The organism is Clostridium sp. CTA-7, assembly GCF_054768095.1.
Genome location: NZ_BAAAAV010000003.1, coordinates 310,157 through 323,991 on the forward strand (window position 1 = coordinate 310,157; position 13,835 = coordinate 323,991).

Annotated in this window: 11 protein-coding genes; 2 read left to right on the forward strand and 9 right to left on the reverse strand. The window is 26.8% G+C overall.

From position 1 onward, the window contains the following. Window positions 1–27 precede the first annotated feature (27 nt). From ACYUEX_RS07615 to ACYUEX_RS07630, 4 genes are all read right to left on the reverse strand, one after another. The gene (locus tag ACYUEX_RS07615) at window positions 28–1,305 is read right to left on the reverse strand and encodes an ABC transporter substrate-binding protein (protein ID WP_460287407.1); all 1,278 of its coding nucleotides are present in this window, start codon (window positions 1,303–1,305) and stop codon (window positions 28–30) included. A gap of 202 nt (window positions 1,306–1,507) precedes the next feature. Continuing rightward, complete coding sequence (locus tag ACYUEX_RS07620; RefSeq protein ID WP_460287409.1) at window positions 1,508–2,122, reverse strand: DUF624 domain-containing protein; 615 nt, start codon at window positions 2,120–2,122, stop codon at window positions 1,508–1,510. Between the two features lie 5 nt (window positions 2,123–2,127). Further along, window positions 2,128–3,741, reverse strand: a complete 1,614-nt coding sequence (locus ACYUEX_RS07625) for a response regulator transcription factor (protein ID WP_460287411.1) — start codon at window positions 3,739–3,741, stop codon at window positions 2,128–2,130. Next, window positions 3,734–5,509: a sensor histidine kinase gene (locus tag ACYUEX_RS07630; protein WP_460287413.1), complete on the reverse strand. Its 1,776-nt coding sequence runs from the start codon at window positions 5,507–5,509 to the stop codon at window positions 3,734–3,736. Before ACYUEX_RS07630 ends, ACYUEX_RS07625 begins: the two co-directional genes overlap by 8 nt. 484 nt (window positions 5,510–5,993) lie before the next feature. Here ACYUEX_RS07630 and ACYUEX_RS07635 point away from each other — a divergent pair, with 484 nt between their 5' ends. Next, on the forward strand, window positions 5,994–6,500 hold the full coding sequence (locus ACYUEX_RS07635) for a hypothetical protein (RefSeq protein WP_460287415.1): 507 nt from the start codon (window positions 5,994–5,996) through the stop codon (window positions 6,498–6,500). 358 nt (window positions 6,501–6,858) lie between these two features. Here ACYUEX_RS07635 and ACYUEX_RS07640 read toward each other — a convergent pair whose 3' ends face one another. Both ACYUEX_RS07640 and ACYUEX_RS07645 read right to left on the reverse strand, forming a co-directional pair. Next, a complete protein-coding gene (locus tag ACYUEX_RS07640) occupies window positions 6,859–8,586 on the reverse strand; it encodes a phospho-sugar mutase (protein ID WP_460287417.1) in 1,728 nt (575 codons plus the stop codon). Between the two features lie 119 nt (window positions 8,587–8,705). After that, a complete protein-coding gene (locus tag ACYUEX_RS07645; RefSeq protein ID WP_460287419.1) occupies window positions 8,706–9,305 on the reverse strand; it encodes a 50S ribosomal protein L25 in 600 nt (199 codons plus the stop codon). 204 nt (window positions 9,306–9,509) lie between these two features. Between ACYUEX_RS07645 and ACYUEX_RS07650 the strand changes: the two genes are divergently transcribed. Next, window positions 9,510–10,973: an aminotransferase class I/II-fold pyridoxal phosphate-dependent enzyme gene (locus ACYUEX_RS07650; protein ID WP_460287421.1), complete on the forward strand. Its 1,464-nt coding sequence runs from the start codon at window positions 9,510–9,512 to the stop codon at window positions 10,971–10,973. A gap of 40 nt (window positions 10,974–11,013) precedes the next feature. Here the strand turns inward: ACYUEX_RS07650 and ACYUEX_RS07655 are convergent, their stop codons facing one another. The 3 genes from ACYUEX_RS07655 to ACYUEX_RS07665 form a co-directional block, all read right to left on the reverse strand. Beyond that, a complete protein-coding gene (locus ACYUEX_RS07655; RefSeq protein WP_460287423.1) occupies window positions 11,014–12,159 on the reverse strand; it encodes a M15 family metallopeptidase in 1,146 nt (381 codons plus the stop codon). A 137-nt stretch (window positions 12,160–12,296) separates the two neighbouring features. After that, the gene (locus ACYUEX_RS07660; RefSeq protein WP_460287425.1) at window positions 12,297–13,367 is read right to left on the reverse strand and encodes a hypothetical protein; all 1,071 of its coding nucleotides are present in this window, start codon (window positions 13,365–13,367) and stop codon (window positions 12,297–12,299) included. Between the two features lie 2 nt (window positions 13,368–13,369). Then, on the reverse strand, window positions 13,370–13,819 hold the full coding sequence (locus tag ACYUEX_RS07665; RefSeq protein ID WP_460287427.1) for a 2-thiouracil desulfurase family protein: 450 nt from the start codon (window positions 13,817–13,819) through the stop codon (window positions 13,370–13,372). Window positions 13,820–13,835: the final 16 nt, after the last annotated feature.

Genomic DNA, 13,835 nt, shown 5'->3' on the forward strand with positions numbered 1-13,835 from the left:
GTACCTTATTCTTCTTAAATTTAACTACTAGTTAGCAGCTTTTGCTTTCTTCCATTGGGCATTTAAGTCATCTACCATTGAATCAAATGATGTACCTGCAGCCATTTTTTGTCCTATAGCTTTAACATCGAATTTCATTGCATTCATAACATTGTTATAGGCATCATCATAGAAAACTGTTACTGGCTTTACATCTATTCCTTTAAAAGCTTGTTCAAAGAATTCATTTTTGTACTCTAAGCCTTTAACTGTAGGTTTTACCCCTTGTGAAGCCATTAAATCAACATAGTAATCACTTGCGAAGAACCACTCAAGGAATTCTTTTCCTGCTTCTTGATTCTTAGAAGTCTTAGGAATTCCCCACATAAATTCAGTTGATGCAGTTGTATAGAATGGATCAGAAGTAGTATTTCTTGTTGGTAATAGGAATACTCCTATGTTTTCATCCTTCCCGCCAGCTTGGTTGTATTGATCTTTATACCAAGAACCAGATGCTATCATTGCTCCTTCTCCAGCTGCAAACATTGCTCCTGCTTGATCCCATCCATATCCCAATGCATCATTTCCACATACTTTAGCATCATATAATTTTTGTATTTTATTATATGATGTGTTAAATGGTGTTCCTTTTGAAAATGGTGCATCTTCTGTAGCCATTTTGTTGTAAATTTGGCCATCACCAGCTTCTAGCATAGGCATATATTCGTTAAATGGATAATCTACCCATGAATCTTTAAGACCTAATAAAAGTGGTGTATATTTGCCTCCAGCTTTTATAGTTTCAGCTACTTTAATAAATTCATCCCAAGTTTTAGGAATTTCTATATTGTACTCTTTGAAAATATTCTTATTGTAATATACAAATTCATTAAATACAGCTTGTGGAATACCTATAACATTTCCATTAATCATTGTTTCCTTAGCATATATATTGTTTTCAACTGCCTTTAAATCATTTAAAGGCACCATGGTATCTGCATATAATGATAAGTTTGCTTGTCTTACTGGGAATACATCTGGCAATTCTCCTGCTGTATTTCTAATTTTCATTGTATTGTCATATTCTGTTTTAGCAATTAGTTCAACTTCAATATTAACATTTGGATGATCCTTTTTATAAGCTTCTGCTAATTTCTTTGTTTCTGTCATATACTTATAATCGCCTTCACCCCAAGTTGCAAGTTTTAATGTAACTTCCTTTTTTGAATTAGGACTATTTTTAGAACATCCAACTGTAGCTAAACCAAATATGCTTACTCCTGCAACCATAAAACATATTTTTCTTTTTAAGCCTTTACTTAACATATTATCTCCCCCTTAATTCTTTATACCCTATTGTAAACATTAAAATAAACCTACTAAATGCTTACAATTATATTTTAAACATTTAGTAAGTTTATTTTAATGATATTATTTAACTGTTTTTTGATTTATATTACCTTCGTTTAAATTACATTATTTACATATAGTAGAACAATGATATTTATTAATTTTTTTTTGATTTATATTACTTTTCTTTATATGTATAATCTTTTACAGCTTCAAATACCCTTTTAATTAAATAACTACTTATTAATCCGTATATCCCCATAAAAAACAATATTGTCACTGGTTTAAATAAAAGTGATACTATTAATAGAGCTAATACAACTACATTTATAATACTTATAATTATATTTCTATATGCTAAAACTACAGCATTAACTATTATATCCGTAATATTCATAGTAGTTCTATCAATTAATGGAAATATATAATTGCTTATAAGTAGAATTTGAAAAATTATAAATATATGAACATACTGTAACCATACATAGTTACCCTTAAAACTGTTTATTCTAGTCATATTATAAATACCAATACATAACATAATGGTTATAATTGTTCCTAATATAGAAGCTTGTCTAATATTTTTCTTATAAGCTTTAAAAAAATCACTATAAATTTTATAACCTTTTCCACTAATCTTTGAGTTATAAACACTGTAAAGCGCTGTAGTTGATGCTCCAATAGTAACTATAGGTATACATCCAATAATCCATAATATATTTAACATACATGTTTCATATATTAATTCACAAATCTTATATATTGGCCCATCATAGCTAAATATTCCTTTCATATATATTACCTACTTTCAATTTTTTTATTTTTATACTGTAGTGGACTTAATCCCACGACTTTCTTAAAGGTTCTACTAAAATGTTCAATATTATGATATCCAACACTATCACATATTTCATATATTTTCATATCTGTTTCCTCTAAAAGTTTTTTAGCATTTTCTATTCTAACATTAGTTAAATATTTAATAAAATTATCACCAAATTTTTCTGTGAATATTTTACTAAAATATATCTTGCTAAAGCCTATTTGTTTACTAACTGACTCTAAAGTTATATTTTTTGAATAATTATTTAATATATACTCCTTGGCCTCTTTTACTACATTACTTTCCCTTTGCTTATTATGTTTCAAATAAGAAATAACCTTAGTTAAAATCTCTAGTACCCAATTTTCTATTTCCTTAATTGTCTCGAATTTTCTTATATCATTATATAAATCTATTTCTTCTCCAATTACATCTTCTAAATTATTATCTTCATCTTTTATTACGTATTGAACCATCATTAATACAATTTCTAAATAATAAATATATCCATTATCAAGTTTATCTTTAAAGGATAACTTCTGTATATTTAAAATTTTCTTCATCTCTTCCAAACATCTTTTTTCATTTAGTTCGTCGATAGATCTAAGAAGCCCGTTACTTTTATCCATTTCTCTAATAATTTGTTGAGTCAAGTTATTATTTTTATTCTTTTTTATCTTATTTAATTCTTCCACATGTTCTGAAAAAATATCTTTTCCTTTACCAAAAATAAACCTCATCTTTGCATTTCTTTGAGCTTCATTAAATAATATATTTGTTTCTTCAACTTTACTGATAAAACCACTAACCCCTACAGTAATATCTATATTTAGAAATGTACAAAGGGTATATCTAATTTTCTTTAAAATATCTCTTAATCTATTATTTAGATTTTCACTACTATCATCTTGAAAACTAAAAAATATTACATATTCCTTAGGTGATCTGGCTAAAATTTCTCCATTATTTATTGTACTAAATACTTGCATAACAGCATTTTTGAAAGAAGATATAAGGTCCTTGAAGTCATTGTTACTATATCTACGCTTAATAATATTAAAATTATCAATAATAATATAACAACATACGTAGTTATTACCATATAACCTTAATCCACTCTCCCTTAACTCTTCAACATTTAAATCTCCAACTAAAAGCCTGCTTTTAACCTTTTCCTTATCTAGCTTTTTCTCTTTAACAGTTTTTTGCTTTTTTGATGTATTAGTCATATTAAGGACAGTGTGTAATATTTTTTCCATATCCATTTCAGTTTTTAAAGTATAATCATTTATACCTAGCTTAAATGCCTTTCTTACGAACTCATAATCGTCATAAGCACTTAAAACCAAAAATTGAATATCATTATTAAATTTTTTTGTTTCCTCTATTAACTTAATGCCATTAACACCAGGCATATTAATATCCGTTATTACTATATCAATATCATTACATTCTCTAATTATATCCAGTGCTTTTGCACCATCAGCAGCCTCCAAAATTTCATCAAATCCATACTCTTGCCAATTAACTTGGGTTTTTAAAGCAAGCCTTACAATAGGTTCATCCTCAACTAAAAGTATTTTATACATAATCATTACCTCTATCTTTAATAATTGGGAGTATCAAAGTTACTCTAGTAAATTTATATTTTTCACTATCTATTTTGATACCATACTCATCTCCACAATTTAATTTAATACGCTTTTCAGTATTCTTAATTCCAATTCCATTAAGACTGGTCTTAGATTTATTATGGTTTTCAAAAATCTTTGTAATATCCTCCTCATACATACCTACACCATTGTCTATTACTTCTATAATAAGCTTATCTTCTTTTAAGTATCCCTTAATAATTATATCCTTACTTCCCTCTAGCTCATTTAGCCCATGAACAATTGAATTCTCTACAATAGGCTGCAATACTAATTTAATAATATATAAATCTTTTAGTGATTCATCAAAATTCATTATAAGATTGAAATTATCTCCAAATCTAACTCTCATAATTTCAGAATAGCTAGTTATATATTGTAATTCTTCTCTTATTGTAATAAAGCTAGAATTACTTTTAAATGTCAATGCTAAAAGCTTCATAAATGAATCAGTTACGCTTCTTATATTGTCAACTTTAGATATGGTAGCCATCAATTTGATAACGTTTAACGTATTGTATATAAAATGTGGATTAATCTGTGCTTGAAGCACCTTCATCTCCTGCTTTGATCTTTCTTTCTCCTTTAAATCTCTTTCTGTCATCAATTCCTTTATATTATTAATCATTTTATTATAATTGATATTAAGCTCTTTAATTTCGTAAATATTACTTTCAATATTATTAATCTCATCTAATTTGCCATTTTGTACATTATCCATTTTTTTCATTAAACTTTTTATAGGATTTATTATTTCAGTAAAAAATATCTTACAATATATAAGATATAGTAAAATTATAATAAAAAATATTAATAACACTGTATTCATAGCATTTGATGTGTCATTTGTAAGGTTATTATAATCAATAATATTTATAATTTTCCAATCTAATTCATTTGCTGAATATCTGGTAATATATTTAATTCCATTTTTTGATCTATACTTATAATAATCTAGTTTATTTTCAATTGCTAAATTAATATAATCTATATCCTTAACATTCTCTCCTATTAATTCCTTATATGGTGCAATTACAATTTTTCCATTTGAATCAGCAATTATCATTTCTCCTATTTGCGTACTAGAAAATTTTGAACATATAGACTTTAAAACATCATTTTTCATTTCAAAACAAATAAAATCTGTACTTGTATTAGAATAGTTAATGCTTGGACTAATTCCAAATAAAAATTCTACAGTATTTATGCTTTCGGGTCTGAAATCGTTTAAATAAACTACTTTATCCTTGTTCTCTATACACTGCTTATATAATAAATTATTTCTAATACTAGATTTTCCTTTATAAAAGGGCTCTTTATACTTTACTTCTCTCCCATCCTTAGATAAAAAAGTAATGGAATTTACTTCTCCCAAATAGGCAAATAAATAGTCTAGTTTAGAATTTATTTGCCTTGATAATTCTAGTCTCTTTCCTGCATCCTCTTCATAATAAGCATTATTTACAAGTCTTAATAATTCCTCATCTGTAGAAACCTTAGCAACAGAAAGTGACATTCTTTTAAATTCATTCTTCAAATCAATAGCTAATTGTTCCATAATTTGTTGGACCTTTTCATTATAATTATATATTAATATATTTACATACAATCTATTAAAAATAAGAGTTATAACTATAACTGGAATAATTATAAATAGCATAAAACTAGCTACAAACTTTTTTGACATATTTTTATTAGTAAACATATAAACCTCTTAACACTTTATTTTATATTTAATAAATTAATTGCTTACATTATCAATTTTATAATACTTTTACATTTACTTCAATTATAACCTTAAATTTCTTTATTTATCTAGTTTACAAAAAATCTCCTTAACTAGATAATAAGATAGTTGTCTATTTTTCTGCTTTATCATGCACAAAATTACCTTTACAAACATGGATTGAATATGTTAAAGGGATGCTTCTTGGTCTTTCTATAAGAGAAAATTCCAAGACCACCTCGAAAAGTAGGAAAAGAATTTAAAAACGTGGTATTAGTAATGATAAGGACTAAAAATATGCTTATTCATAGTATAATTCTCTTTGTTTATACTAAAATGAAATAGTACAAAGAAAGAGAGGTTATATTTATAGTATTTGTAAAAATAGTTATAATTTCCTATAATAAAGATATAAACTAATTAGCAATAATTAGTTATCTATTATAATAAGGAGGAGATGTAAATGAAATATTTTATTAAAATCATTTTACTTATTGGTATATCATTACTTTTACTAATAGGGTGTAGTTCTACAAAACAAGAAAAAACTATAGATAATTTCATTAATAAGTTAATATCTGTAAAGACTTATGAAAATATTACTTCTTCTGAGGCTGATAAGTTTATAGATGAATCAAAGGCAATTTTTGAAGAAGATTTAACAGAAGATGCATTCAGTACTTTAATGTCTAATAGAATTCCTTATATTTATTATACTGTTATAAATAAGAATGGTATCAACGATACAACAGATATTAAAATAGTAAAAACTAAAGAAACAAAAAATGATACATATACTCATTATGAGTATAAAGTGTCTTATAAGTTAAAATCAGGTGATAAATCAATAGACATGACAGATTATATGGTTTTTAAGGTGATGAAAGATAATACTTCTATTATTGATGAGGTTTATGTATTAGATAAAACAAGTAGCATTTTTAGTGAACATAAAACTATATCTCGATAGTAAAAATTATTAAAATAAATTAGTTTTACATTAAGATTAGAATAATGTTTATACATTATATAGTAAGATAGTTCAATCGAACTACATTATATTTATATCTCGTAAATCAACAAATTACTCTAACGGAGGCAAATAAAAAAATAGACATATGTAAGTTTACTTATTTCGTCGCTCTGCTCCAAGTAAACGTAAACTTATATATGTCCACATAAAAACTAAAGGTAAGGAAAGCATAAAATAAATATACTTTGCAACATTGAATTACTAAAAGCCTTATATAATCAAATTTTCAAAGCTTTAAACTTTTATACTTTCCTAGAGATTAAATGAGTATGGCATATGCCCTACTCATTTTGTATTAATTTAATTTTGAGTTAATTAAATTTACAACTTCATTTTTAAAGTTTTCTAACTTTTCTTCTGAATCTTTTAATCCAGTACCTTTAATAGCTACATAAGCTTTCATTTTAGGTTCTGTTCCTGATGGTCTAACTACAAACCATGATCCATTTTCTAAAACGAACTTAAGAACATTTGATTTAGGAAGATTGATTTCATTTTTATCTCCACTTATCATATTTTCTTCAATGCTTAATTTATAGTCATATTTATTAACTATTTTTATACCATTTAATTCAACAAGCTTTTCATTTCTAAGAGAATCTATACACTTAGAAATTTTTTCTCCGCCTTCTTTTCCTTTTAGTTCAAATGATACTAGAGTTTCTTTAAAATAGCCATATCTATCATATAACTCTATTAAACCATCATATAAACTCTTTCCTTGCTCTTTATAGAATAATGTCATTTCTGCTATTAGCATTGCTGCTATTACAGCATCCTTATCTCTTACAAAGTCTCCTGCTAAATATCCATAACTTTCTTCAAATCCAAAAAGATAAGTTTTGTCTTTATTCTCTTTAAATTCTCTTATTTTTTCACCTATATACTTAAATCCAGTTAAAACTTCTATAAGTTCAATTCCATAAGCCTCTGCAATTTTTTTAGCTCCATCTGTTGTTACTATAGTTTTAATAACAACTCCATCCTTTGGTAGCTTTTCTTCTTCCTTTAAAGCATCTAGAATATATTGAGTTAATAATAATCCTGTTTGGTTTCCAGTTAAAACTCTATATTCACCTTCACTATCTTTTACAACAACACCTATTCTATCAGCATCTGGATCTGTCGCAAATATAACATCTGGATTTTCAGACTTTGCCATTTCTAAAGCCAATTTAAATACTGCTGGCTCTTCAGGATTTGGATATGATGCAGTTGGGAAGTTTCCATCCGGAGCTTCTTGTTCTTTAACCACTGACACACCTGTATATCCAAGTTCATTAAGTACTCTTCTAACTGGCATATTTCCTGATCCATGAATTGGAGTATATATAACCTTTAAATCTTTTGCATTTTCTTTTACTAAATCTTTTCTTATTGTTAAGCCTTTTACAGCATCTATATAAGCTTTATCTACTGCTTCTCCAATATATACTAATAAGCCTTTTTCTAAAGCTTCCTCTTCATTTATTGTATTAATTTCATCAAAACTATTTATTTTATTAACTTCATTTATTATTATATTGGCCTTTTCATCAGTAACTTGCCCACCAAATTCATCATATACCTTATAACCGTTATATTCTTTAGGATTATGTGATGCTGTGACAACTATTCCTCCTGTGCAATTTAAATACCTTACTGCAAAAGAAAGCATTGGAGTTGGTCTTAAATCCTCATATAAATAAACAGTAATATTATTAGCACAAAGTGTTAATGCTGCTGCCTTAGAAAATTCCTTTGACATATTTCTTGAGTCATATGCTATTGCTACTGAAGGTTTTTCAAATTTATCATTTAAATAATTTGCAAATCCTTGAGTTGCTTTAGAAACAGTATATATATTCATTCTGTTGCTTCCTGCACCAATAACACCTCTTAACCCACCTGTTCCAAACTCAAGATCTTTATAAAATCTATCTTCAATTTCTTTTTCATCTTTTATAATTCTTAATTCTTCCTTCATTATATCATCTACAATATTTGATTCTAACCAATCATTATATTTTTCTCTATATATCATGCTACCCCTCCTAAAACTTAATAATCAGGTAATATTATACACTAAAAAATTTAATTGTGGAATAAAAAAATGTAAAGAGATTAAATATTGTAACTCTTTACACTTTTCGCGATTTTTTTTTATTTCTTTTTACTATCTTCTTCTATTACTTTTTCCATATCGTCACTTACAGTTTTTCTTTCATAACTTACTGATGCTATTACAGTAGCTAAATTATCAATTATTGATAACTCAGATGCTACCTCTAAATCTCCAATTCTATAAACATAGCCATCTGCACTTCTATTTACATTTATATCTACATACTTTGGTAAAGTATCTGCTGTACATTCAATTTTTATACGATCTTTTTCTTTTTGTAATACCATTCCTCTTTTATTTAAAGTATCTTCTCCTATATAATGAATAGGAACAGATGATATTATTTTTTGATTTTCTTCTAACTCTTCTAAATCTAAATGAATGATTTTATGTGTTACAGGATCTCTTTGAACACTCTTTATTAAAGTTTTATGATTATCACCATTTAAATTAACATTTAAAATACCATGCTCACCTTTTTTAGAAATTTCTCTACATAATTCTAATTCCCCTACTTCAAACATAAATCCATTTAAAGTTTTTCCATAAAGTACTCCTGGTACTTTTCCTAATCTTCTTAATTTCTTAGCATTATTAGGTATATTTGCCTCTCTTTTATTTAAATTTAAATTGTTCACAGTACTTCCTCCTATTAATAAGATTCTCCTCAAATATTCTTGTCATAAATACTGTTTTTTATTCAATCTTAACTTATTTGTATATTTCTTTTAATATTGTGTAGTATTTTATTGCATAGTTTAAACTAATAAAATATAATATTAATGTTTGTATAAAACTTATGGGATAACCAATAATATTTATAAGAGAGAAGGTGTTCTAAATTGTATAAAATGAATCAATATGAAACTCCTCTTTTTGATGCTCTAAAGGAGTATGTAAATAGAGATACACTACCATTTCATGTTCCTGGACACAAAAAAGGAGTAGGTATAGATAAAGAATTTAAGGATTTTATCGGTGAAAATCCATTTAAAATAGATGTGACAGTTTTTAAACTAGTTGATAGCTTACATCATCCTACTGGACCTATAAAGAAAGCACAAGAATTAGTAGCTGATGCATATGGATCTGATGCTTCATTTTTCTCAATACATGGCACATCAGGTGCTATACAAGCTATGATACTTGCAGTAGTAAATGATGGTGATAAGATAATAGTTCCTAGAAACGTACATAAATCAGTTACTTCTGGTATTATTTTAAGTGGAGCTGTTCCTGTTTTTATGGAGCCTGAAATTGATAAAAAATTAGGAATTGCTCATGGAGTAACCCCTGAAACTGTTGAAAAAACACTTAAGGAGAATCCAGATGCTAAAGCTGTATTAATTATAAATCCTACTTATTATGGTGTTGCAACAGATATAAAAAGAATTGCTGATACAGTACATAGCTATGATATACCATTAATAGTAGATGAAGCCCATGGTCCTCATTTAGCCTTTTCAGAGAAGTTACCTATGTCAGCATTAGAAGCTGGCGCTGATATTTGCGCACAAAGTACACATAAAATAATAGGCTCATTAACTCAAGGCTCTTTATTACATGTTAAAAGTAAATATGTTGATCCTAAGAGAATTCAACAAATTTTAAATTTAATGCAGACAACTTCTCCTTCTTATATAATAATGGCATCTTTAGATTGTGCTAGAAGACAAATTGCATTAGAAGGAAAAGATTTACTTCAAAAAACAATAGAACTTTGTAAGTACACTAGAGATGAAATAAATAAAATTCCTGGCTTCTATTGCTTTGGAGAAGAAGTTTTAGGAAAACCAGGTTCATATTCTTTTGATTCAACAAAGCTTACTATTTCTTCTAGAGAACTTGGAATTACAGGCTTTGAACTTGATATGATACTTGCTGATAAATACCATATACAAATGGAATTATCAGACTTCTATAATGTTTTAGCCGTTGGTTCCTTTGGAGATACTAAAGAAGGTATGGATAGATTATTATCTGCACTTAAAGAAATATCTAATGAGTATTATGGTAAGAAAGAGCCTGTTCAAGACTTCTTAGATATTCCAGCAATACCAAGAAAAGTCCTTAATCCAAGAGAGGCCTTTTACAGTGATAAAATCTCGATTCCACTAAATGATAGTATAGGTAAAATTTCCGGTGAATTTTTACTTGCTTATCCTCCTGGAATTCCTGTTCTTTGTCCTGGAGAAGAAATAACTCAAGAAGTTGTAAACTATGTTCATGATTTAAAAAGAGCTAATCTTTATGTCCAAGGTACAGAGGATTTAACTGTTGAAAATATTAAAATAGTTACAAAGTAACAAAAAGGTAATTTGATTTAAAAATCAAATTACCTTTTTATTATAATCCTAGATATTCTTCTAAAGTTAAATCATTATCTTTAAAATTTTTACTATGCTCTACTCCAATATATCTAAAGTGCCATGACTCATGCATATATCCAGTTTTCCACTCTTTTCCTTCTGGATATCTTAATATAAATCCATATTTATAACTATTATTTTTTAGCCATTCTGCTTCTTTGGTATATTTAAAATCGTCTTTAGCCCAAAGAGATTGATCTAATCCTCCAATATCAAATGCAAGTCCTGTTTGATGCTCACTAAATCCAGGCTTCGCAGAAAAAGTATCTGTAGGATCTTGTCCATAAGTTGAAACATAGCTCCAATATAATCTATCTTGGCTCCAATAGCTTCTATAAGTTGAAAAAGCATTAAGATAAATTCCTTCCTTTCCTGCATCAGCTTTCATACTTTCAAAAGCCTTTCTAGCTTCTGTACTTTCTCCTTGTGCAAAACTGTCAGGAAGTCCAAATTCTTTATTTACAATTAAAATTCCATTTATATATTTAGGCTCTCTTAAGCTTGCATCTTCACTTGATTTTTTTTCATAAGTTTCTTTTATTTTTCTTTCATTAGCAACCTTTTTTGTTTCAGTTATGTAACTATTCAAGGAATATAATGTCTCTTTAGCTTGTTTATACTTTTTCTCATTATATAGGGTATCATACTCATCTTTAAGCTTATTGACCTTATCCATTTCATCATTACTAAATCCTTGAAGATTTTCATCGTTTATATTATTGAATGTTTGATCTAACTCTATTTGATTAGCTGCACTTAATTCATTTATAGTAGCTTTTAATTTTGATATTGAATCTTCTATTTCTTCATTAATACCATTAGATAACTTTTTTTCTATATCATCTATCTTATTTTTTATTTCATTTGATTTTTCTTCTGTAGTGTATATATTATTAAAAATATCTTTTATATATTTATAATCATTTATGGATTCCATTTGCAAATTAAATCTTTCATTTGCCTTTGCTTCTTTCTTTAGTAAAGCAAAATGCTTTAATTCAATAGGAGCATAAAGAAATACTCCTATAATTATACCAAAAACAACTACTGACACTATTCTTCTTTTTATAATCTGTTTTCTTCTCAAAACATTCTTTCTTCTTTTATTAATATTTTTATTCAATCTCTAACTCCTCCATCACTATTTAAAATTATAACAAAAAGCATATTATGTTAAAATACATTTTTATTATAAAATCTAAATAGTAGCTCTTTTGTATAATTAATCTTTAAATATTAAAAAATATGATAGATAAATATTTATTTAGATTTTAACATAGCTTTAATTCTTTCTCTTAATCCCTTATCTAATGAGTATTCACTTAAATAATGAAGCTTACTATTTATATCGTCATCATTAAAATCCAATGAATAATATGTTATAGCTGCATCTATTCTTAAAAAATCATTAACTTTTTCTATAGAAACAATTTTTGGATCTTCTTCTTCAATTCCCATTATTTCTTCTAGATTAATAAAGCTTTTACCCATTGCAATTGCTTTTAAAAAGTTTAAATGACCTTTAGTAAATCTCTCTGCAGCATTAATTAGATGTTTTAAAGTTTTATAAGCATTTTCTATTTCTCCATTCTTTACAAAAGCCTTATAAAAATGCTGTATTAAACCAATAACTTGATTGTTTTCTTTAATTTGAGACATAAATCCTAAAATAACAATTTTATTTTCATCATTGAATGCAATAAGATTATTCATTATAGAATTTACTATTTCTTCAGTTTTTACTCCTTCACTAGCTAATTTACATAATAAATTTGTAGCCTTTAAGTTTAGGTTTGAATTCCTTTGAGAAATTCGTTCTAATACTGGAACTGCATCTTCTTTGTAGCTATAAATTATCATTAAAACAGAATTTTCTACAACTACTCCCCACTCTCCTATTTCATCGTACTTATCTATGAATCTACTTGACTTATGTATTTTCCTATTTAAATAATTAGGTAGTTCCTTTATATAATTCTTACCAATATTTTCAGCTGCTTCTCTTGCAGCAATTTTAACTTTATCGAAATCATCATATAATTCAATTACTTTTAAAATTTCACTGGAAATTAACTCCTCTATTTCTTCCTTAGACAATTCAATTTCCTCTTTTAAATTTGCATTTTCTATATCTTTTATATTTTCAATAATATTTTTTTCTTCTATTAATGTATCTACATCTTTTTCCTTAATATTCAGGTCATTCATTTCTTCTTTTTTCCTATAATCATATTCACTTTCTATTTTATCCTCAGTATCCTCATAATCATCTTCATAATCATCTTCATAATTTTTTCTTTTTATTTTTTTTAAAATATCTAATATTCCCATAGTTATTCTCCTTCTAAGTCAATATCACTTATAACCTCTATTCCATTATTTTTAAGGATAGCTGTTGTTATTCCCATTCCTTCTATCTTTTTTCCATTAAAATTACCATCATAAATATAATTAACACCACAAGATGGACTTCCATCTTTCAAAATGGCTTTATTTGCATTAGTTAATTTAGCTATATTTAAAGTTTCATATGCTCCCTTTAAAAACTCTTCTGTAACATCTGCATTATCTTTAGTTAGAACCTTATGATTACCATTTAAAACCTCTTCTGAATTTCCTTGTATTTCTGCTGGAGTTCTAGGTGTAGGAAGTCCTCCTAGTTGTTCAGGACATACCAATATAGCTTTTCCTTCTCTAAAAAGATCTACACACTTACTATTTAAGTTATTTCCACCACTATATTTACAATTAACACCACATAAACAACCACTTATAAGATACATATATACACCTCTTTTC

Excerpts from the sequence above, each read along its gene's own strand:
- ACYUEX_RS07615 (WP_460287407.1), bottom strand. The coding sequence starts at position 1,305 with ATGTTAAGTAAAGGCTTAAAAAGAAAAATATGTTTTATGGTTGCAGGA.
- ACYUEX_RS07620 (WP_460287409.1), bottom strand. The coding sequence starts at position 2,122 with ATGAAAGGAATATTTAGCTATGATGGGCCAATATATAAGATTTGTGAA.
- ACYUEX_RS07625 (WP_460287411.1), bottom strand. The coding sequence starts at position 3,741 with ATGTATAAAATACTTTTAGTTGAGGATGAACCTATTGTAAGGCTTGCT.
- ACYUEX_RS07630 (WP_460287413.1), bottom strand. The coding sequence starts at position 5,509 with ATGTTTACTAATAAAAATATGTCAAAAAAGTTTGTAGCTAGTTTTATG.
- ACYUEX_RS07635 (WP_460287415.1), top strand. The coding sequence starts at position 5,994 with ATGAAATATTTTATTAAAATCATTTTACTTATTGGTATATCATTACTT.
- ACYUEX_RS07640 (WP_460287417.1), bottom strand. The coding sequence starts at position 8,586 with ATGATATATAGAGAAAAATATAATGATTGGTTAGAATCAAATATTGTA.
- ACYUEX_RS07660 (WP_460287425.1), bottom strand. The coding sequence starts at position 13,367 with ATGGGAATATTAGATATTTTAAAAAAAATAAAAAGAAAAAATTATGAA.
- ACYUEX_RS07665 (WP_460287427.1), bottom strand. The coding sequence starts at position 13,819 with ATGTATCTTATAAGTGGTTGTTTATGTGGTGTTAATTGTAAATATAGT.